Genomic DNA, 21,237 nt, shown 5'->3' on the forward strand with positions numbered 1-21,237 from the left:
CCGTGGGAAGTTCAAGGCCGTGATGCCCTCAGCGCTGGCAGGGCCCGCAGTGGCAGCGCGCACTCCAGGCCTCGGCGCTGCGTTCGCCGCAGGGCGATGTCCCCGCCCATGGCACGAAGCGCAGGCGGCCATTCCAGCGCAGGAATCGACCGACGCGCGCACGCCACAGCAGCCGCGTCATCCACGAGGGCTTGCACAGCGAAGCCGTCGCTCCTGCACGAGCAGGCAGGCTCTGGGTGAGCCGCTCCCAGGCCAGGAAATCACTGTCCGGAAGCAGGCACAGCTGCAGGGCGGGCTGCCCGTCCAGGTCATGCAGGCGCAGAGCCTCGCGCGGGCCCTCGGAGTCGACCTCGCACATGGCCAGCGCGCGACTCCAGGCCAGCAGGGGGAGTGCATCCTCGCGCAGGCGCGCGAAGTCCTCACGGCGGTGCAGGCAGACCACCGGACCCAGCGCGACCAGCTGGGACTCCCAGTCCGCCAGCCGCCGGGCGGCGTTGCTGAGCGCCCCCTCGTCGAAGGCGCCAGGCTCGGCGTTGTCGCTGACATCGAACATGGTCGATCTCCTCGTGCCCGCAGGGGCACCCTGGTCAAGGTCCTAGAAACTCAGCTCGATCTGCGCGCTCAGGTAGCGACCCGACGCGGTGTAGCGATCCAGCACGGCACTGCTGGCGGCGACCTGCGGCACCGCGGCCCAGTCCCAGTAACTGCGGTCAGCGAGATTGAAGAGACCGACGTTCAGGCGCGCGTGCTGGGCGAACTCCAGTTCGTAGAGCAGATCGAAGACACCGTAGCCAGGCGCTGCGAAAGCCGGCACGTCGCCGGTCGTACCCGCGACCGTGCCGGGCTCGCGCTTGCGGTCGGCGCCGCGCAGGGCCAGCTCGATGGCGCTGCGCGATCCGCTCCAGCGCAGGCCAAGCATGGCGTTCAGCGGATCCACCGAGGCCAAGGGCCGATCAGCAGTGGTATCGCGCCCCCTGGACTGCGCCGCCGCGAAGCGCAGCTCGACGTTGTCGAGCGCGGGCCAGACGCTGCCCAGCGCCCAGCCCCCCTTCAGTTCGAGGCCGTGGATGCGGGCGCGCGAGACGTTCTGCGACTGGAACACCAGCAGGCCGGTGGCGGGATCGACGCCGATACTGCGCAGCGACTCGATGAAGTCGCGGTAGCGGTTGGCATAGCCCGACAGGGTCCACCAGAAGTCCGCGTCCTGCCGGCGCAGGCCAAGCTCGATGCCGTCCGAGGTCTCGGGCTTCAGGTCCGGATTGGGGATCGCGGTGTAGCCGAACTGAAGATTGGTGAGGCCGAGGTTGACGTCGTTGTAGGGCGGCGAGCGGAAGCCCCGCGCATAGCCGGCAAACGCGCTGTAGCGCTCGCCCAGGCGACGCACCACGCCAAACTTGGGCGACACCGAGGTCTCGCGAACATCCGACAGGGCCACGCCCGGATTGTCGCCAGCGAAGATCGCGTCCTGCTCGGGGTCGAGCACGTAGTGATCGACGCGCAGGCCAGGGATCAGGCGCCACACACCGTCCGCCGTCTCGATCTCGTCCTGCAGATACAGGCCTGCGGCGGTGGTGCGACTGACTGGAAAGTCGCGCACCGGAAACACATCGGGCGAGATCGTCGTGCTGACTGCACCGGTGCTCAGGTTGATGCTGCGGCCATCGCGCTTCTGGCGGATGTCGCTCACGCTCAGGTCCAGGCCCCAGGTGAAGCGATGCCGCCAGCTGCCCAGCGCGAAAGCCTTGTGCGCGGTGAACTCGGCGCCGTGCACGCGCTGATCGAAGTTGAACTCGCGCTCGCGGCGGGTCGGGTTGATGGGACCGGTCGCAGCAAGGCTGACGCGCTCCTCGAAAGTGCGCTGGGTGGTCTCGCTGTCCTGGCGATAGACCTGCCAGCGCAGGCGGTCGGCGACGGTGCTGTGCAGTTCGCTCCAGGCATGGCGAAGGCTGACCCGTGCGCGGGTCTGACGATCGTCGCCCTGCAGATCGAGCACGCGTACGGGCAGACCGAAGCCGGATGTGGTGGTCCGCGCGCTGCGGACGTCGGTCAATGCACGCCCTTCGTTACCTTCGACGGTCAGCGTCCAGCGCTGGTCGGCCTGCGGCGCGAAGCCGAGCTTGGCGAGCATGCTGCCCTGCGCGCTGTCCTGCGGGTTGGAGCGGGTGCGTGCGGCGCCGTCACTGGCGTCCTCGCCCTGGTTGCGCGGCTCGCGGCCCTCGCGACGGTGCAGCACCGCGAGCCCCGACCAGCGCTCACCGACAAAGGCCGCCGAGGCGCCGCCAAATGCCCCGAAGTCCTCGCCCGAGGTGCCCATGCGAAGCGCAATACCGCGGTCTTCACCCTCGCGCACCAGGTCTTCGGCGTCGACGGTCTGCAGGGCGACGACGCCGCCCAGGGCATCCGAGCCGTACAGCGAGGAGCCCGGCCCGCGCACGATCTCGATGGCCTTCAGCGTGGCCGGGTCGACGCTGATACGCCCGGCGCTGGAGAAGCTGCCGATCGCGAAGGCATCGGAGACCGCGATGCCGTCGGTTTCGATCAGCACGCGATTGCCTTCGAGGCCGCGGATGCGGAAATCGCCAAGGCCAAATCGGCCGAAGCTGGAGCGCACCGACACACCGGGCTCGTAGCGCACGGCGTCGCGCAGGTTCATCGCCAGCTCGCGCTGCAGCTGGGCACGATCGATGGCGCTGATCACGCCGGGCAGGCTGGCGACAGCGGCTTCGGTGAGCGTGGCGGAAACGACAATGCGGTCGAGTCGATCGAAGGAGGCATCGTCCGCTTCGACAGGCGCGGCGGTCGCCGCCTGCGTGGCGCTGGATGGCGCCAGAAACACAAGGGCGAGCGCAGCGGCAAGCGCGGTCGGGCGCGGTGCGGTGGGACGCAGGGTGGGCATCGGGGCTCCGAGAGAACATCAGGTGTCGGAGCGGGCTCACGCCTGGGGCGCTGGCTGGCGGCTTGGGTTGTGTTTGGCGGCTGAAGTACCGGCGGACGCAGGTCAGATCCGCAGTGATCCGAGGAGCAGTACCCGTTCGGCGCAGCCCGCGCCGTGTCGCTTCTTGCTGACCTCGACTTTGGCCTCAGTCACTGCCGATCATTTGGTCAGGATCAGCTTGTCGTTCTGGGTGAGGCGCAGACGGTACTCGTGCTCGCCGTGCAGGATCACCAGCTCGCGACCGCCGCGCAGCAGCGCGTGGCTGTCCACCGTTTCGCGAACGGTGGTACGCGGCTGGCTGCGAATCAGCGCGGGTGAGGAGGAATGATTCAGCTCGTGGCTGAAGGCGATATCGGAATCGGCAGGGTTCAAGGTCATGTCAGCTCTCCCGGTGCGTCGTGAAGGACGCCATGGCCACGGATGATAATGATTCGCGTTTGCGAGTCAAGCGCCCTGGCGAGTGCGGTGCCGAAGCAAACCACCGCGGGTGGACAAACGCATCCGAGCGCCAGGCTCGCAGCGCTCTGACCCGCACAAGAAAGGCGACGCTCGCCCCGAAGTCGGTCACCGTCGCCCCCGCGAAGGCGGGGGCCCAGAGTAGCGGCCTCGGTCGCAAGAGCGCTGGATCAACGCCTCCGCCTTCGCGAAGACAGGCTCTTCGCAGGCATGATCAGTCCACGCCACTTCGAGAACACCCGGCCCGCAGAGCGGCGCTGAGAAGCTCGCAAGCCCCAACCGCGAGCCCGCGTGCCCCGCGGTCCGCTCGCCTCGCCGCTTCCCGCGGCGCGTGCATGCCGCTACCATCGCGCACACTTTCCATCGCGATAGAGCGATACATGCCTGCCCTGCCCTCGCTGTCCTTCGAATTCTTTCCGCCCAAGACCGACGAGCAGCGCAGCCAGCTCGACCGCACTGCCGAAAAGCTCAAGGAGTACGCACCTCGCTTCGTTTCGGTGACCTTCGGCGCCGGCGGATCGACCCTGTCCTACACCGCCGACACCGTGCGCGGCCTGCACGACCAGCACGGGCTGGACGCCGCGCCGCACCTGTCCTGCGTGGGCGGCACCCGCGAAGAGATCCGCGAGCTGCTGCAGCGCTACCGCGAAATCGGCTGCCGCCGCATCGTCGCCCTGCGCGGCGACCTGCCCTCGGGCATGGCCCGGCCGGGCGACTTCCGCTATGCCAGCGAACTTGTGGAGTTCATTCGCACAGAGACCGGCGAGCACTTCCACATCGAGGTCGCCGCCTACCCGGAAGTGCATCCGCAGGCCGACGACGCGCTGGCCGATCTCAAGCACTTCTGCACCAAGGTGCGCGCGGGCGCGAATTCAGCGATCACGCAGTACTTCTACAACGCCGACGCCTACTTCGCTTTCGTCGACGCAGTGCGCCGCGAGGGCATCGACATCCCGATCGTGCCCGGCATCATGCCGATCTCGAACTACAGCCAGCTGCGCCGCTTCTCCGAAATGTGCGGCGCCGAGATCCCGCGCTGGATGGCCAAACGCATGCAAGCCTATGGCGACGATGCCGCCGCGGTGCGCGAATTCGGTGCCGATGCGGTGGCCCAGCTGTGCCGACGCCTGATCGAGGGCGGCGCGCCCGAGCTGCACTTCTACTCGCTGAACCTGGCCAAGCCGACGCTGGCGGTGCTGGAACGGCTGGGCTGAGGGCGTCTCATCACCTCGAACGGTCCGCGGATGCGCTGCGCTTGTCTGCTCAGCGCGTGGGCCGGTCTGGGGCTTCGCTGCAGGCATGGCGTCCATCGTTCTTGTTGGCGGATGCGCTTTGCTTATCTGCCCTACGCGTGCGACGCCCTGAGGCTTCGCTGCAGGCATGGCGTCCATCGTTCTTGTTGGCAGATGCGCTTCGCTTATCTGCCCTACGCGTGGGGCGGTCTGGGGCTTCGCTGCAGGCGTGGCGTCCATCGTCCTTGTTGGCAGATGCGCTTCGCTTATCTGCCCTACGCGCACAACGGTCCGAAGCTTCGTTCGGGTACTGGCGTCAAACGTACTTGTAGGGTGGATAAGCGCAGCGCATCCACCAACGAGTCTCCAAGAGGCGCGGCATCAAGCGAAGCCGAACCTGTCGTCGCCGCCGCAATACGCGCCTTCCCGTTCGACCCGGCCGGCAGGCACGACGCAGGGCCTTCGCCAAACGAGATCCGGGCAGCGCCCGGCGAGCACGCCAGCGCCAGCTGCCGCGCATCAGGCCAACAGCCCCGCACAGGCGACGTGCAGGCTGCGGCGGAGCTGCTCGGCGTCGATCCCCGGGTCGCGCACCCAGTTCAGCACCATGCCGTCGAGCAGGCAGCGCAGCACCAGGGTGCGCTGCTGCAGCTCGCCCGTCGAGAGGCGCAGGCTGCGCAGCTCGGCGCTGCGCGCAAGCAATCCGCTGAGATCCGCCCAGATCGATCGCTCATGCTCGGCCAGCACCGAAGCCACGTCCGCGTCGCGGGTTGCCTCGGCGGTGATCTCAAGAAACAGGGTGGGGTCGAAGTCGCCTTCGGAACCGCCGCTGCGCGTACGCCAGTTCTGCAGCTTCGCGATCACCACGTCCACCAGGGCCTCGCAGCTGGTGATGCCGGCCAGGGTCTCGCCGCGCCGGATGCGCTGCTCGTCGACGATCGCATGCACGATCGCCGCCTTGTTGGTGAAGTAGCGGTAGATCAGGCCTTGGCTGATCCCGGCGGCCTGGGCGATGTTGGCGATGCTGGCGCCGTGGAAGCCGCGCTCGGCAAAGCAGGCACGCGCAGCATCGAGGATGCGCGCGCGCTGGGCCTGCGCGCGCGCCGTGGACTTGCCGCTGCTGCGCTCTTCGATGGCGCTCATGGCTGCACCTGCCTGCCCTGCATCAGCCGGCGGATCACGACGAAGAACAGCGGAATGAAGAAGATGCCGAGGAAGGTGCCGGCGAGCATGCCGCCGACCACGCCGGTGCCGATCGCACGCTGCGCGCCCGAGCCCGCGCCGGTGGCGAGCGCCAGCGGCAGCACGCCGAAACCGAAGGCGATCGAGGTCATCAGGATCGGCCGCAGGCGGTCGCGGATCGCCGCCAGCGTACCCTCGACCAGCGCCATGCCGGCCTCCACGTTGGCCTTGGCGAACTCGATGATCAGCACCGCGTTCTTGCTGGCGAGCCCGACCGTGGTGAGCATGCCGACCTGGAAGTAGACGTCGCGCTCCAGCCCGCGCGTCCAGGTGAACAGCACGGTGCCGAGGATGCCCAGCGGCACCACCAGCAGCACCGAGGTCGGGATCGACCAGCTCTCGTACAGCGCGGCCAGACAGAGGAACACGATCAGCACCGACAGCGCGTAGAGCATCGGCGTCTGCGCGCTGGCCGCGCGCTCCTGGTAGGACTGGCCGCTCCACTCGATGCCGAAGCCCTGCGGCAGCTCGCCGACGATGCGCTCGATCTCGGCCATGGCGTCGCCGGAACTCACGCCCGGCGCCGGCGTGCCGGTGATGTTCATGGCCGAGACGCCATTGAAGCGCTCCAGCCGCGGCGAGCCGTATTCCCAGCGGGTGCTGGCGAAGGCGGAGAACGGCACCATCTCACCGGTGGCATTGCGCGTGTACCACTGCGCGAAGTCCTCCGGCACCATCCGGAACGGCGCATCGGCCTGCACGTAGACGCGCTTGACCCGGCCGCGGTCGATGAAGTCATCGACGTACTGGCCGCCCCAGGCCACGCTCAGGGTGTTGTTGATGCTGGCCACCGGAACGCCCAGCGCGGCGGCCTTCTCGGTATCGATCTGCAGACGGAACTGCGGCGTGTCTTCCTGACCATTCGGACGCACGCCACTCAGCAGCGGGCTCTGCGCGGCCGCGCCAAGCAGCTGGTTGCGCGCCGCCAGCAGGGCCTCGTGGCCGGCGCCGGCGTTGTCCTTCAGGTAGAGATTGAAGCCACCGGTGGTGCCGAGCTCGGTCACCGGCGGCGGTGCCAGCGCGAACACCATGGCGTCCTTGATCTGGCTGAAAGCGCCCATGGCGCGGCCGACCAGGGCGCCAACGCTGGCCTCGTCGCTGCTGCGCTCATCCCAGTCCCTCAGCTTGACGAAGACCATGCCGTTGTTCTGGCCGCTGCCGGCGAAGCTGAAGCCCTGCACCGAAAAGGTCGAGACCACGTGCTCGGATTCGTTTTCCAGATAGTGCCGCTCGACCTGCTCCATGACCTTCTGGGTGCGCTGCTGGGTGGCGCCGACCGGGGTCTGCACGATGGTGAACATCACGCCCTGGTCCTCATCGGGAAGGAACGAGGACGGCACCCGCAGGAACACGAACACCATCACCCCGGCCAGCAGGCCGTACAGCAGCAGGAAGCGGCCGCTGCGCCGGAGCATGCGCTCGACCATGCCCTGGTAGCGGCGGTTGCCCGCATCGAACGTGCGGTTGAACCAGCCGAAGAAGCCGCGCTCGCCGTGGTGCTCGCCCTTCTTCAGCGGCTTGAGCATGGTCGCGCACAGCGCCGGGGTGAGAATGATCGCGACCAGCACCGACAGGCCCATCGCGGAGACAATCGTCGCCGTGAACTGGCGGTAGATCACGCCGGTCGAGCCGGTCAGGAAGGCCATGGGCACGAACACCGCCGCCAGCACCAGGCCGATGCCGACGAGGGCGCCGGTGATCTGGTCCATCGACTTGCGCGTGGCCTCCAGCGGCGACAGGCCTTCCTCGCTCATCACCCGCTCGACGTTCTCGACCACCACGATGGCGTCGTCGACCAGCAGGCCGATCGCCAGCACCATCGCGAACATGGTCAGCATGTTGATCGAGAAGCCCAGCGCCAGCAGGATCGCCAGCGTGCCCAGCAGCACCACCGGCACCGCGATGGTCGGAATCAGCGTGGCGCGGAAGTTCTGCAGGAACAGGTAGATCACCAGGAACACCAGCACCACCGCCTCGATCAGGGTCTTGACGACCTCATTGATCGAGACGCGCACGAAGGGCGTGGTGTCGAAGGGGATCTTGACCGCAAGCCCGGTGGGAAAGCCCGGCTGCATGCGCTCCATCAGCGCAGCGATGCGGTCGGCGGTGGCCAGCGCATTGGCATTGGTCGCCAGCGAGACCGCCACGCCCGCTGCGGGCTGGCCGTTGTAGCGGCTGATCACCGAATAGTTGTCGGAGCCGATCTCGACGCGGGCGACATCGCCCAGCCGCAGCACCGAACCGTCGCCGCCGCTGCGCAGCACGATGTTGCGGAACTGCTCAGGCGTCTGCAGACGGTCCTGCGCAGTGATTGTTGCGTTGAGCTGCTGGTCGTCGACGGCCGGCGTACCGCCCAGCTGGCCCACCGCCACCTGCGCGTTCTGCGCGCGGATGGCTTCGATCACATCCGCCGGCACCAGCCGGTAGGTGTTGAGCTTGCCGGGGTCGAGCCAGATCCGCATCGCGTACTTGCCGCCGAACACCTGCACGCTGCCGACGCCCGCCACGCGGCTCAGCGGATCGACAATCGTCGCGGCCACGTAGTCCGAAATGTCGCCGCGGTCCATGCTGCCGTCCTCGGAGACGAAGGCCAGCACCTGCAGGAAGCCCGAGCTCGCCTTGGTCACGCTGATGCCCTGCTGCTGCACGATCTGTGGCAGCAGCGCGGTGGCCAGCTGCAGCTTGTTCTGCACCTGCACCTGGGCGATGTCGGGGTCGGTGCCGGTGGCGAAGGTGAGAGTGACGCTGACGCTGCCGTTCGAGTCGCTGGTGGCCGACATGTAGTCGAGGCCATCGAGGCCGGTCATGGCCTGCTCGATGATCTGGGTCACCGAGTTCTCGACCGCCTGTGCGGAGGCACCGGGGTAGCTGGCGCTGATGGTGACCGAGGGCGGCGCGATGGTCGGGTAGCGGGAGATCGGCAGCTGGGTCAGCGCGAGCAGGCCGGCCAGCATGATGATGATGGCGATGACCCAGGCGAAGATCGGCCGGTCGATGAAGAAGCGAGCCATGGTCGATCTCCGCCTATTCGGCGTCTGCGGCGCTGGGCGCCGACTGCGGATCGGCCATCGACGCTTCCACCACCCGCACCTGCATGCCCGGACGCACCTTCTGCAGGCCCTCGACGATCACGCGCTCTCCCGCCTGCAGGCCTTGGTCCACCAGCCACTGGTCGCCCAGGGTCCGGCTGGCGCCAAGCACGCGCGCTTCGACCACATCCTCGGCGTTCACCACCATCGCTACCGCCTGGCCCTTCGGGTCGCGGGTGATCGCCTGCTGCGGGGCCAGGATGCCCTGCGGGCGCTGGCCCATGTCGACCTGCGCACGCACGTACATGCCGGGCAGCAGCAGGCCATCCGGATTCGGCACGAGCACGCGCAGCGCGTAGCTGCCGGTGCCCGGGTCGACGGTGACATCGGCGAACTGCAGGCGGCCCTGCTGGGCATAGACGCTGCCGTCTTCCAGCAGCAGGGTCACCGGCACGCCCTCGGACCGTTCGAGGGTGCCGGCCGCCACCTCGCGACGCAGCGCGAGCAGCTCGGCGCTGGACTGCGCTAGATCCACATACATCGGATCGAGCTGCTGGATCGTCGCCAGCGGCTCGGTCTGGTTGGCGGTCACCAGCGCGCCCTGGGTGACGCTGGACTTGCCGATCTGGCCGCTGATCGGCGCCACGAGGCGCGCATAGGCCAGCGTCACCTCGGCCGCCGCGAGCTGGGCGCGGGCTGCGGCCACGTCGGCCTGTGCCTGCTGGAAGGCCGCCGCGGCGAGCTCGTTGTCCTGCGCGCTGAGCAAGCGCTTCTCGGCCAGCTCGGCGGCGCGACGCGCCTGCAAACGGGTCGAGTTCAGCGTGGCCTCCGCGCGCGCCAGGGCAGCGCTGGCGCGGTCGCGATCCGCCCGATAGCTGGCGTCATCGATCTGGTACAGCAACTCGCCGGCTTCAACGCGCGCGCCTTCCGTGAATGCACGCTGCTTGACGATGCCGCTCACCTGCGGGCGCACCTCGGCGACCACGTAGGGCACCGTGCGGCCGGCGAGCTCGCGGGTCACGCTGACCGGCTGGGTGCCCAGGGTGACCACACTGACCTCGGGCGGCGGCGGCGCGGCGGGCGGCTCCGGCGCACCGCAGGCCGACAGCGAAAGGACAGCGCACAGGGTCAGGGCGCGCGTGAGGTGAGGGGCGGGACTGCGCATGGGGGCCTCTGGGAGAGCGCGGCGACGGCCGCACCGGAAAATGAGTGAGCGTTCATTCTCTTCTCATGGCCAGCGCTGTCAAGTCGATACCGGCACCGTCGAAGGCCATTGCATGGCCCCGGCAGGGTCGCGGTTCAGGCAGCGGCGCATTCACGGCCGGGCGCTGCGAGCTGCGCCCGCTCGACTGCCGACGACACGCAAGCGGGCGCGTCCTGAGCCTGCCGCGGGTCACGGCAGGATCGCGCCCACCCGGGTCGACCCTCCGGCCGTTTGCGCGGACAATCCCCGGCCGCGCGGCCCCGGCGCGCCCCTCACTCGACGGAAGCCAATGCGAACCTTTGTCCTGCGCGCACGCGCCGCACCGACCGACAGCGCCGGCCTGCTCGCGGCGGTCGGCCAGGACGCGCACACCGAGATCCTCGCCCATACGCTGATGAACGCGATCTTCGTGGCGCAGTCGCACCGCCCCGATGTCGTCGTCTACCTGGTGCTGGAAAGCACGCGCGACTACTCGCGCTCGATCCGCTTCGAGTCGAACGCGCTGCAGGATCTCGGCGGCTTCGACGAGCGGCGCCTGCTGGGCCGGGTCGCCCGCGCGCTGGATGCATCGGTCGGCATGGGCAAGGACGAGACCCGCGCGGTCGAGCCGGGCGTAAGCGTGTCCACGACCAGCTTCGAGCGCCTCGTGCAGGGCCTTGCGCAGGACCACACGCTCTATGTGATGGACCGCAAGGGCAGCCCGATCAGTGACCAGCCCATCGCGCCCCGACCCTGCTTCCTGCTGACCGACCATATCCCGATGCCGAAGAACACCCTGCACGGCCTCGATCGACTGGGGGCACGCAAGATCTCGCTGGGCTCGAAGATGCTGTTCGCCTCGCAGTGCGTCGTGCTCATCCACCACGCGCTGGATCAGGCCTGAAACGCGGCGCAGTCGGCGCGGCGATACCCCATCGTTACCGCGCCATGGACGCGCGGTGGAGACCCAAGAGCAGCCGCTGAGGCAGGCTTGCCATCGCGGCCTGTGGCGCCACTCCGTCGCCCTGCGCCGCCCCGGATGTCGGCGCTGTCGCCGAGATTCCTTGTGTCCTGTTGATTCCTCGACCGCTGGATTCCCCGACCGGAGCGTCGGCCCGCGCGTTGCCACTTTGAGCCCTTATCCATACGAGATCCCTGCCATGCTTGTTTCGCTTGCCCTGGGCATTGCCTCCGTTCTGCCTTCCCTCGAAGCCGACGCTGGAACGCGTCGCCTCACCCCCGTCGACACCCACATCATTGCGGTGGCCACGCCGACCCGGATCCTCACGGGCTATCACTGCGAGGCCGTCGAGTACGGCCTGACCCCGCAGGCCGGCAGAACCGTGGCGAACTGCCTGAAGCTTGCGTCGAACGCCAGCCAGGGCAGCGTTACCCCGGGCGGTGGCCATGTCCTGCGCCTGAGCCACGCGCCGGACATGGTCTTCCTCGACTGCCATCTGGAACGCGCCGAGCGCTTCCTGCGTGCCGATGGTGGCTACAACCACTACCTTGAATTCGGCTGTCCGGATCCAGCGTCGAGTGCACTCGACGCAGCCAGTCCATAAGACAGGGCAAAGCCAGCAATGAGGCGCGCGATCCAAGGCAACGCTGAAGAATCCAGCGTTGCCGCGCGCGATGGAGGGTGCGGTCGCGAACCGAGCGCGTAGGCGCGTCATCCAGAACACGCGAGTCCGGACCTGCGCCGGACGCACGATCACTGAACAAGGACAGCAGGGACCTGATCCGTGTTGCCCTGAAGTCGCGCACCAGTTGAGTAACGGCAACGCGGACAGCTGCCGCACTGCCCTGGGCTGGTGATCCCGCGCCTGCAGGGTGGGCCCCGGTCAAGGCGCCAGACGCACGCGTTGCAGCGGCAGGCCTGCACCCCCGAGGCTGCGTCAACGCAGATGGAGCTGCACAACTGGCGATGCGGGTGCTTCAGCGAGGACAGGCTCCGCGCTGAGGGCACCGACACGACAGGCGCCAGACAGACGAATCGAAGCCTTCGCCTGAGCCACGCGGGCGCCTGCGGTACCCTGCCCCGCGGACTCCACCGGGACACAGCGCAGATGAGCGAACAGACGGGCACGAACCAAGGCGGCTTCATCGAGCGCTGGGCCAAGCGGATCCCCGACCCGATCCTGCTGTTCATGGCCTTCTTCGTGATCGCCTTCGTCGCCTCGGTGCTGCTCGGCGGCCACAGCTTCGAGAGCATGGGCGCCGGCGGCGAGCTGCAGACCTACAGCATCCGCAGCATGGCGGAGGCCGAGCAGGTGCGCTGGATCTTCGACAACGCCCTGCTGACCAACTGGCTGGGCTTCGGCGGCGGCGTGCTCGGCGTGATCCTGGTGGTGATCCTGGCGATCGGCATCGCCGAGCAGTCGGGCCTGCTGAGTGCGCTGATCAAGCGCATGGCCCTGCTCGTGCCGCAATCGCTGCTGCCGCTGCTGCTGGTGCTGCTGGGCATCCTGAGCTCGCTGGCCACCGATGCCGGCTATCTGATCCTGATCCCGCTGGCCGGCATGCTCTACGCCGGCATGGGCAAGAACCCGCTGATCGGCATGGCCGCGGCGTTTGCCGGTGTCTCTGCGGGCTTCTCGGCCAATCTGGTGCCGGGCACGCCGATCGACGTGATCATCGGCGTCAACGCGCAGGCCTTTGCCGAAGCGCAGGGCGTACCCTTCGCCAATGCCGCGGGCGAGCCGCTGCAGGCGGCGACCATGCACTACTGGTTCATCGCCACCTCAACCTTCGTACTGGCCGCCACCGGCGCCCTGGTCACGCGCTGGTTCGTGCAGCCCAGGCTGGAGCGGCAGTCCTTCGTGGTGCCGGCGGACCTTGGCCTCGGCGAGTTCGCGCTGTCGCCTGAGGAGCGCCGCGGCCTCGTCGGCGCGGGCATTGGCCTGCTGGTGGCTGCGGCGCTCATCGCAGGCCTGATCCTGGGCCCACTGGCCGCGTTCGAAAACGCCGAGGGTCGTCGCATCGTGCCCTACATGAACAACGTGATCCTGCTGATCTCGCTGTTCTTCGCCTGCGTCGGCCTGGGCTTCGGCATCGGCGCCGGCACCTTCAAGCGCGCCCAGGACGCGGTCAATGCGATGGTGAAGCAGATGAACACCATCGGCTACATCCTGGTGCTGACGTTCTTCGCCTACAACTTCCTCGGTCTGCTCACCTACAGCGGGCTCGGCGCCTGGATCACCTACCTCGGCGGCCAGGCCCTGCTGGCGCTCAGCCTTGATGAGTCACCGGTGCTGCTTCTGATCGGCTTCGTGCTGGCCACCGCCACGATCAACCTGTTCATCGGCGGACTCACCTCGAAATGGATGCTGCTTGGGCCGATCTTCATTCCGATGCTGTACTTCGTCAGTCCGGAGATGACGCCGGACCTCGTCTCGGCCGCCTATCGCGTCGCCGACTCGGCCACCAATGTGGTCTCGCCGATGATGATGTACGCCGGCATCATCCTCGCCTTCATGCGCCGCTACCGGCCCGAGCTCAGCTTCGGCGAGATGCTGCTGATGATGGTCCCCTACTCGGCGGCTTTCCTGGTGGTCTGGACCACGCTGCTGGTGGGCTTCTACGTGTTCGGGATTCCGCTGGGGTTCTGAGGGCGCGTGCTACGCCAGCCCGAGTGCCATGAGCACCGGAGCCAGCATGCCGAGCAGGACCAGGGGCGTCAGCCGCGCGGTCGAGGTGTGCCGAGGTTCGCGAGTCGCATGCTGCGTGCTGTGAGTGGTGAGGCAAGCGTGCAGCTCATGGTGGGCCAGGGCCCACCCTATGCGGGATCAGCCAGCGCTTCCACAGGGTGGGCCCTGGCCCACCGCAAGCCATACCCCCTGCCCCCTAGCCCTTCGGCGAATGCGCCAGCAGCGCCAACTGCAGCCGCCGCAGCGCCACGGCATAGGCCGCCATGCGCAGGCTGCTGTCGAGCTCGACCGCGGTGTCGGCCACCCGTCGCGCCGCATCATCGAGGGTGTCCTCCAGCCGCGAACGCACCGTCGTCGCGGACCAGCGATCGCGACTGCGGTTCTGCAGCCACTCGAAGTAGGACACGGTGACGCCACCTGCATTCGCGAGAATGTCCGGCACCACCTGCACGCCCCGTTTATCAAGGATGGCATCGGCCTCGGGCGTGGTCGGCCCATTGGCCAGCTCCAGCACCACTCGTGCGCGCACCTCGGCCGCATTGTCGGCGTGGATCTGGTTCTGCAGGGCGGCGGGAATCAGCAGGTCGCAATCGAGGCCGACCAGGGCCGCAGGGTCCTTGTAGCGCTTGACGCCCTTGCCCTCGAAGCCGCGTACGCTGCCGTGCTCGGCCTTGGCGCGGCGCACGTCCTCCAGCGGCAGGCCCTGGCGGCAGCTGACCGCACCGCGGGAGTCGGCGATGCCAACGATGCGATAGCCGGCCGCCTGCAGGTGGGTGGCGATCTCGCCACCGGCATTGCCGAAGCCGATGATGGCCACGCGCGTGTCCTCGGGCTTCAGATCGAGCCGCTGCGCCAGCGCGCAGAGCACGCGGAAGCCGCCGTAGCCGGTCGCCCCGCCGCGGCCCTCCGAGCCATGGAAGCCGACCGGCTTGCCGGTGACCACCGCCGGCTCGGGCTGGCCGATCAGCCGCGAATACTCATCCGCGATCCAGGCCATCTCGCGCGGGCCGGTCGACACATCGGGCGCTGGAATGTCGCGATCGGGGCCCAGCATCTGCCGGAAGGCCTGCACCCAGGCGTGGGTCAGGCGCTGTCGCTCCATGTCGGAGAGCGCGTGCGGGTCGACGCAGACCGCGCCCTTGGCACCGCCGAAAGGCAGGTCGACCACGGCGCATTTGCAGGTCATCCATAGCGCCAACGCCATCACCTCGCGCAGATTGCTGTCGGCGTGGAAGCGCAGGCCGCCCTTGGTTGGCCCCAGCGCATCGCTGTAGCGACAGCGCCAGGCCTTGAACGCCGACAGGCTGCCGTCATCGCGACGCAGCAGCAGGTTGGCCGCCAGCGTCTCCTTCGGGTAATGCAACTGCGCCAGAACATCCTCCGGCGTGCCGATCCGCTTCGCCGCCTGCTGCACGCGGGCATAGGCCGCGTCGAACAGATCGGGCAGTGCAACATCCTCCGTGCGGGCCATGGACAGTCCTTCGGTCGGTTGAACTTCCCCAGAGTCTGCCAGCGCGGCTGGCAAGACGATGTGCCCAGCAGCATTTCACGGCGCGCCAGTGCCCCCTGCGAATGCGTTGGCGCGCGAGCCAGGCACGTGTGCAACCTGTGCGGCGCGCGGCAGGATCGCGGCATTCGCCACACTGCCGCGACAGCACGGCCTGTCGATCTTCGCCACTCGGCTTCGACAGAGACAGAGCCAACCGCCGGAAACGCCCATGCCGACCGCCTTGCCCCGCCTCTACGCCCACCCCTTCTCGTCCTACTTCCAGAAGGTGCTGATCGCGCTGTACGAGAACGCCACCGCCTTCGACTACCGTCATCTGGAAGATCCCCAAGCCAAGGCCGAGTTCGATGCGCTATGGCCGATTGGCCGCTTTCCGATCCTCGTTGACGGCGATCGCGTGGTGATGGAAGCGAGCTGCGTGATCGAGCATCTGCAGATCCATCATCCCGGACCGGTCAGGCTGATTCCCTCCGATCCGGCCGCTGCACTCGAGGTGCGCATGCTGGATCGTCTGTTCGACAACTACATCTCGACGCCGCAGCAGAAGGTGGTGTTCGACCGCCTCTGTGCGGAAGTCGACCGCGATCCACACGGCGTCCGGCAGGCGCGACGCATGCTGGAAACCGCTTATGCCTGGCTGGATACCCGATTGGCTGGGCGCACGTGGGCGGCGGGCGAGGACTTCAGCCTCGCCGACTGCGCGGCAGCCCCCTTTCTGTTCTACGCCGACTGGACCCACCCGATCGAGCCAGGCTTCGCCACCCTGCGCGCCTATCGCGAGCGCCTGCTGGCGCGACCTTCATTCAAGCGCGCGGTCGACGAGGCTCGCCCGTACCGGAGTTACTTTCCGCTGGGCGCGCCGGATCGTGATTGAAGCCGGAATGGACGCCACGACAGCCCCAGCCGCCCCGCCTACTCGCGCGACATCGCCACCAGCCGCGCGACCGTGTTCATGTTGCGCGCCGTGCCTGCCTGCGCGGCGGGCAGCTTGAAGCGCGACTGGGCCATGCCTGCGCCGTAGTGGATGTAGAGCTCGCGCACGCCGGCCACGACCTCCTCGCCATCGGGGGCGAACAGGCCCACGCGGTAGTCGGGCGTCGGCGGCGCATCCAGGAACACGGTGACTGTCCGATTCGGCGCGCAGTCTGGAAACGGGTTGGCGGCCAGCACCGCGGCCAGCTCGCTGGCGCTGCGCACCATCACCGCCACCGGCTTGCCGGCATAGCGCGCCAGCGCCTGCTCCAGCGTGGCCTTGACCTCCGCTGCGCTGCGCTCGCTCTCGAACACCAGGTTGCCGCTGGCGATGTAGGTGCGGACGCGGGCGAATCCTGCGGCCTGCGCCATCGCGACCAGATCGGCCATCGGCAGGCGGCCGGTGCCACCGACATTCACCGCCCGCAGCAGGCCGATGAACACCGTCACGCGCTGGCCCGAACTGCGCGCGCGACGGTCGCGCGCCGAGGCAGCCGCGCAAGATCGAGCCTCAACAATCCGGGTCGCAGTGCGCGCCTCACGGTGCGTCGTTCACCCGCGTCGCGTTCCAGTTGAACAGGAAGTCGCGGTGCTCGGCCCAGGTCTGGCCCACGGCCTCGTCGCCGACCAGGCAGACCGCGCTGTGGTACGGCCCCGCCCCGTCGGTGGTGCGAAAGCTCGCGCACAGCCGACCGCGGTCCAGCTTCCAGCGGCCAGCCTGGATCTCGCTGTTGTAGAAGCTGCCCTCGACCGTGCCGTCTTCATTGAGGCTGAGCTGCATCGGCTGGGTGTAGACCTGGCCGGGCTCGCTGGCCAGATCCACGCTCCAGTTGCCGCTCAGGTCATCATCGGCAGAGGCGGCCACGGCAGCGCACAGACACAGCAGCAAAACGCAGGAACGCAGCATGGGGCGGATCTCCTCGGGACAGTGGGCCAGCGGTCAGGGGGGAAGCGGTCTGGGGACTCGGGCAGTGCGTGATACTCAGGACTCGGACGACAGCGTGGCGCCGGCGGGCAACTCGCCGCCCATCGAGCGCAGACTTTGCGCGCGCCACGCGCTCGGGGTGCAGCCGGTCGCCGCCTTGAAGGCGCGGTTGAAGGGCCCCAGGGAACCGAAGCCCGCGTCGAGGCTGATGTCGAGCACGCTGCGTCGCGGCTGTTCGCGCAGCAGGCGGCAGGCATGCTCGATGCGATAGCGATTGACCCACTGGCTGAAGTTCGGCGCGCCCAGCACCTGCCTGATGACGCGACTGACCCGATGCTCCCTGCTGCCGACGTGCTCGGCGAGCTCCGCCACCTTGAGTTCAGGCTGACGGTACAGGCGGTCCACCTCGAGCGCACGCACCAGGGCCGCCGCCAGCGCCCGGCCATCGGGGCTGGCCGCCTCGGAAGCCTCGGCGTCGACGGGCTGGGCGGCCGCATCTGCGGGCAGCGCGCGACGCCGCAGCTCCAGCGCCACATGCGTGAAGACCAGGATGGACAGCGCGCAGCCCAGCACCACCAGGCGATGCGGCCCAGCCCAGCCGAAGTCGACATCGGCGACCGCGCCGGACAGCGTCGCCAGCAGCACGCAGCCGCCGTACACGACGATGAAGCCTCGCCTGAGCAGACGTTCGCGAGCATCCGCTTGCCGATAGCCGCGCAGCGCCTCGACCAGGGCCAGCACCAGCACCGTCGAGCTCGCCAGCGTCAGCAATGCGCCGAGCGCGCTCAAAGCAACACCGTCCATGCCGGCGGCCTTCAGCGCATGACAGGCGACGATCAGCAGGGCGATGCCGGCGGCCGCCGCGACTTCGGCCGGACCCACGCCCGCCTCGCCCCGGAACAGCGCGCGCGACACCAGCCAGTAGGCATTGCAGGTGGCGCAGCCGCCCACCGCCAAGGCCAGCAGCGCCCAGCCGGGGGCGGAGGGCCAGGCCGGCGCCAGCACGCTGAGCGCCAGCGAGCCGCAGAACAGCGCGAACAGCAGCTCGGCTGCGCTCTTGCGCGGACGCCTCAGCAACACCAGCACCGAGGCCAGGGCCAGGGCGACCACCACGCCAGTCAGGGCCTGCTCGACGAGATCCATGTCCGCGCTCCGAATTCCGTTGGCCAAAGCCTGGGCAGCGCGGGCGCAGTTGGCAAGTGCGCTCAGCTGAATGGCAAGCCTGCGGACGCTGGCCGCATTGCGATCCGACCGGTCGATTCGCGAATCGGTAGGACGCGCGCGAGCGGATCGGCAAGGGTGGTGCCCATCGACACCCGACGGAGACCTGCATGTCGCTCGCCCCGATACCTGGCCATCGCGCCCTGTCCCGCGCCGCCGCGCTGTGGTTCCTCGGCGCCGCCGCCGGGCAGGCGGCGTTTGCCGCCTTCATCTTCGCCTTCGTGCTGCCGCGGCTCGCCGCTGGCGACCTGCCCGGTCTGAACGACAAGCCGCATCTGACCGGCTACCAGCCCGGCGACACGCTGGGAAACGCCCAGCTCATCGCCCACCTGCTGCTGGGCGCGCTGATGACCCTGTCCGGCCTGCTGCAGCTGCTGCCGGCAATCCGCCAGCGCTGGCCCTGGCTGCATCGCTGGAACGGCCGGCTATTCCTGCTCAGCGCCTTGATCGTCACCCTCAGCGGCTTCTACCTGACCTGGATCCGCGGCTCGCAGCTCAACCTCGGCAGCGCGCTGTCGACCAGCGCCAACGGCGTGTTGATCCTGCTGGCGCTTGCCCTGACCTGGCGCGCCGCGCGACGGCGCGACTTCGCCTCCCACCGCCGCCACGCCCTGCGCGCTTTCCTGCTGGTCAACGGCGTGTGGTTCCTGCGGCTCGGCATGGTGCTGGCCGGCATGCTGCTGGCGGCCACGGGGCGCCGACTGGAGGTGGACGGCCCCGTCTTCCTCGCGGTCAGCGTGCTGAGCTGGCTGCTGCCGCTGGGTGTGCTTGAGCTCTACTTCGCCGCCCAGCGCGCGCCGCGCGCGATCCATCGATACGCGGTCGCCGCCGTGCTCGGTCTTGCCGCCGCGCTCACCGCCGCGGGCGGGCTCGCCGCCTGGCTGTTCCTGTGGGCGCCGCGGCTGTAGCGAGCCCGGCCCCTCTCGAGAAACAGAACGCTTGCGACCCCATTGATCGTCGCCCCCACGTAGGTGGGGGCCCAGTGTCGCTTGCCGCAGTCGCACGAGTCCTGGATCCCCACATGCGCGGGGATGACGCCCCCATGTTTCTTCGAGAACACCCGCCCCGCGACGCGAGGCTGAGAGGCTCTCAGGGTTCTGCAAGTGACACGCGACCGGCGGGCCGCAGCATGCACCACGACCGCCTTCGGCTCGCCTGGCCCCTGTTCGCGGCATTCGCCGTTCCCTGAACTGCCATCCACTTCAGGAGAACTTCGATGCGCATCGCCGCCGCCCTGCTGGGCCTCGTCTGCAGCACCCACGCGTTCGCCGCCACCTTCGTCGTCACCCGCACCGATGACCCGGTGCCCGGCGCCTGCCTGCGCACCGACTGCTCCCTGCGCGAAGCCATCAATGCCGCCAATGCGCGCGCCGGGCGCGACACCGTCCAGCTGGGCGCCGCCACCTATCTGCTGAGCCGGTCGGGCGCCGACGGCGGCTTTACGAGCGACAGCGGTCCGCTGTGGGTGCAGGACGATGTCGACATCGTCGGCGTGGGGCGGACCAGGACCCGCATCCGCTGGACCCACCTGCTGCTGCGTGATGCCGATGACGCCGTGCTGGCGTTCTGGAGTGCGTCTCCGACGCCGCTGGACGCCCGCGTCAGCGACCTCGCCATTTCGCATGGCCGCGGCGATTCGGGCGGCTGCGTGCAGTTTGCGAAGTCCGCCTCGCGCTACGCCATGCAGCGCGTCGACGTCGAACACTGCAGGGCGATCGAAGGCGGCGGCCTGTCGGTGCTGGGTTCCGAGCTCATGCTCACCGACGTCGAAGTGCGCGACAACGTCGCGACCTATGACGGCGGCGGCATCAAGCTTCACTACGACGCCATCCTGCGTGGCGGCGATCTCGCCATCCACGGCAACCGGGCAGGCCGTGACGGCGGCGGCCTCATCGCCAAACAGATGATGCTGATTGGCCCCGCCAACACGATGGTGATCGCCGAGGGCGGCATGAAGATCGCCGCCAACGAGGCGGGGCGCAACGGCGGCGGTGTCGCCGTGACGGGCGACATGGGCCTGTCGATCTTCGGCAACCACCAGCTGCGGATTGCCCAGAACACAGCGGCCGCAGAAGGCGGCGGCCTGTGGCGCGGGCCGCGCTTCGTGGCCGTGCAGCAGCAGCCGCTGCTGGTCTGGAACACGCAGGTGGAGGGCAATCTCGCCTACAGCGGCGGCGGCATCGCCGCGCAGGGGCGACTGCAGCTGTCCGGCGTCGAGGTGCGCGACAACACCACCTCAGGCGGCGACGGCGGCGGGGTGTTCATGGCCGAACTCACCGGCGAGGCGGCGATCCTGGCCAGCAGCTTCACCGGCAACGTGGCGCGACAGGGCGGCGGCATCCACGCGCGCTGCCATTCCGTGGGCCTGCAGAACGTGTCCCTGCAGGGCAATCAGGCGATCGATGGCGCCGCTGCGTGGCTGCCCGGCACCGCCTTTCTGACCCACGTCACCGTCAACGCGCACGCCGGCAGGGCCCTGCGCTTCCCCTACGACACGGCCTGTGCCTCGATCAACCAGTTCGCGCGGATCGAGAACAGCCTGGTGCTGTCCAGCTGTGTCAGCGGCCACGGCGCAGTGACCTCCGGCGGCGGCAACCAGTTCGGCCCTTCGGCATCGGCCTGCCCGCGACTGGCCGGCGTCGACCAGCTGCAGGCCAGCGACGCCGTGTTCGGCCTTTCGCTCGGCAGCTTCGGCGGTGAATTCACCGTCACCGGTTGGAACAGCGACGGCATGCCGCGGCCGCAGCGCGACTTCATCCCCGCCAGCAGCGGCACCTGCCTCGCCAGCGATGTGCGCGGCGCGACGCGCAGCGATGGCGCCTGCGATGCGGGGGCCTTCGAGCAGTAGGGCCACAGCGCCGCCGCGCTCGCTCGCCAGACGCGCG

17 protein-coding genes are annotated in these 21,237 nt (G+C 68.8%); 7 read left to right on the forward strand and 10 right to left on the reverse strand.

The window, feature by feature from the left end:
- Positions 1 to 28 precede the first annotated feature (28 nt).
- The 3 genes from Q0654_RS11715 to Q0654_RS11725 all read right to left on the reverse strand — a co-directional run bounded on the left by Q0654_RS11715 (position 29) and on the right by Q0654_RS11725 (position 3,313).
- Positions 29 to 553: a hypothetical protein gene (locus Q0654_RS11715; protein WP_298854014.1), complete on the reverse strand. Its 525-nt coding sequence runs from the start codon at positions 551 to 553 to the stop codon at positions 29 to 31.
- Between the two features lie 42 nt (positions 554 to 595).
- Positions 596 to 2,896 (reverse strand): TonB-dependent hemoglobin/transferrin/lactoferrin family receptor, encoded by a 2,301-nt coding sequence (locus Q0654_RS11720; RefSeq protein WP_298854017.1) that lies wholly within the window; start codon positions 2,894 to 2,896, stop codon positions 596 to 598.
- Between the two features lie 198 nt (positions 2,897 to 3,094).
- Complete coding sequence (locus Q0654_RS11725; RefSeq protein WP_298854019.1) at positions 3,095 to 3,313, reverse strand: hemin uptake protein HemP; 219 nt, start codon at positions 3,311 to 3,313, stop codon at positions 3,095 to 3,097.
- A gap of 467 nt (positions 3,314 to 3,780) precedes the next feature.
- Here Q0654_RS11725 and metF point away from each other — a divergent pair, with 467 nt between their 5' ends.
- Positions 3,781 to 4,605 carry a methylenetetrahydrofolate reductase [NAD(P)H] gene (gene metF, locus Q0654_RS11730; protein WP_298854084.1) on the forward strand — a complete coding sequence of 275 codons (825 nt, stop codon included), beginning with the start codon at positions 3,781 to 3,783 and terminating at the stop codon, positions 4,603 to 4,605.
- A gap of 537 nt (positions 4,606 to 5,142) precedes the next feature.
- Here metF and Q0654_RS11735 read toward each other — a convergent pair.
- Genes Q0654_RS11735 through Q0654_RS11745 form a run of 3 tightly spaced genes read right to left on the reverse strand, consistent with a single transcriptional unit; the run spans position 5,143 to position 10,059 of the window.
- Complete coding sequence (locus Q0654_RS11735; protein WP_298854021.1) at positions 5,143 to 5,766, reverse strand: TetR/AcrR family transcriptional regulator; 624 nt, start codon at positions 5,764 to 5,766, stop codon at positions 5,143 to 5,145.
- Positions 5,763 to 8,876 (reverse strand): efflux RND transporter permease subunit, encoded by a 3,114-nt coding sequence (locus tag Q0654_RS11740; RefSeq protein WP_298854023.1) that lies wholly within the window; start codon positions 8,874 to 8,876, stop codon positions 5,763 to 5,765. Before Q0654_RS11740 ends, Q0654_RS11735 begins: the two co-directional genes overlap by 4 nt.
- A gap of 13 nt (positions 8,877 to 8,889) precedes the next feature.
- Entirely contained in the window at positions 8,890 to 10,059 is a 1,170-nt protein-coding gene (locus Q0654_RS11745; RefSeq protein ID WP_298854025.1) for an efflux RND transporter periplasmic adaptor subunit, read from the reverse strand.
- A 328-nt stretch (positions 10,060 to 10,387) separates the two neighbouring features.
- On the opposite strand from Q0654_RS11745, the gene trmY reads away from it, so the two are divergent.
- The 3 genes from trmY (at position 10,388) to Q0654_RS11760 (ending at position 13,688) form a co-directional block, all read left to right on the forward strand.
- Positions 10,388 to 10,981 (forward strand): tRNA (pseudouridine(54)-N(1))-methyltransferase TrmY, encoded by a 594-nt coding sequence (gene trmY, locus Q0654_RS11750; RefSeq protein WP_298854027.1) that lies wholly within the window; start codon positions 10,388 to 10,390, stop codon positions 10,979 to 10,981.
- Between the two features lie 256 nt (positions 10,982 to 11,237).
- Entirely contained in the window at positions 11,238 to 11,642 is a 405-nt protein-coding gene (locus tag Q0654_RS11755) for a hypothetical protein (RefSeq protein WP_298854029.1), read from the forward strand.
- A gap of 504 nt (positions 11,643 to 12,146) precedes the next feature.
- Complete coding sequence (locus tag Q0654_RS11760) at positions 12,147 to 13,688, forward strand: AbgT family transporter (protein WP_298854031.1); 1,542 nt, start codon at positions 12,147 to 12,149, stop codon at positions 13,686 to 13,688.
- Between the two features lie 235 nt (positions 13,689 to 13,923).
- On the opposite strand, the gene Q0654_RS11765 is transcribed toward Q0654_RS11760, so the two are convergent.
- Positions 13,924 to 15,198 carry a Glu/Leu/Phe/Val dehydrogenase gene (locus tag Q0654_RS11765; RefSeq protein WP_298854033.1) on the reverse strand — a complete coding sequence of 425 codons (1,275 nt, stop codon included), beginning with the start codon at positions 15,196 to 15,198 and terminating at the stop codon, positions 13,924 to 13,926.
- Positions 15,199 to 15,445: 247 nt separating this feature from the next.
- Here Q0654_RS11765 and Q0654_RS11770 point away from each other — a divergent pair, with 247 nt between their 5' ends.
- Entirely contained in the window at positions 15,446 to 16,108 is a 663-nt protein-coding gene (locus Q0654_RS11770; protein WP_298854035.1) for a glutathione S-transferase family protein, read from the forward strand.
- Between the two features lie 38 nt (positions 16,109 to 16,146).
- Here the strand turns inward: Q0654_RS11770 and Q0654_RS11775 are convergent, their stop codons facing one another.
- The 3 genes from Q0654_RS11775 to Q0654_RS11785 form a co-directional block, all read right to left on the reverse strand.
- Complete coding sequence (locus Q0654_RS11775; RefSeq protein ID WP_298854037.1) at positions 16,147 to 16,656, reverse strand: DUF1697 domain-containing protein; 510 nt, start codon at positions 16,654 to 16,656, stop codon at positions 16,147 to 16,149.
- A gap of 88 nt (positions 16,657 to 16,744) precedes the next feature.
- Entirely contained in the window at positions 16,745 to 17,113 is a 369-nt protein-coding gene (locus Q0654_RS11780; RefSeq protein ID WP_298854038.1) for a hypothetical protein, read from the reverse strand.
- Positions 17,114 to 17,188: 75 nt separating this feature from the next.
- Positions 17,189 to 18,274 carry a helix-turn-helix domain-containing protein gene (locus tag Q0654_RS11785; protein ID WP_298854040.1) on the reverse strand — a complete coding sequence of 362 codons (1,086 nt, stop codon included), beginning with the start codon at positions 18,272 to 18,274 and terminating at the stop codon, positions 17,189 to 17,191.
- A gap of 188 nt (positions 18,275 to 18,462) precedes the next feature.
- Between Q0654_RS11785 and Q0654_RS11790 the strand changes: the two genes are divergently transcribed.
- Both Q0654_RS11790 and Q0654_RS11795 read left to right on the forward strand, forming a co-directional pair.
- Positions 18,463 to 19,260 carry a DUF2306 domain-containing protein gene (locus Q0654_RS11790; protein WP_298854042.1) on the forward strand — a complete coding sequence of 266 codons (798 nt, stop codon included), beginning with the start codon at positions 18,463 to 18,465 and terminating at the stop codon, positions 19,258 to 19,260.
- A 308-nt stretch (positions 19,261 to 19,568) separates the two neighbouring features.
- Positions 19,569 to 21,200, forward strand: a complete 1,632-nt coding sequence (locus Q0654_RS11795; RefSeq protein WP_298854043.1) for a CSLREA domain-containing protein — start codon at positions 19,569 to 19,571, stop codon at positions 21,198 to 21,200.
- Positions 21,201 to 21,237 lie beyond the last annotated feature (37 nt).

It is taken from the genome of uncultured Aquimonas sp. (assembly GCF_937888285.1).
Lineage (GTDB): Bacteria > Pseudomonadota > Gammaproteobacteria > Xanthomonadales > Xanthomonadaceae > Aquimonas.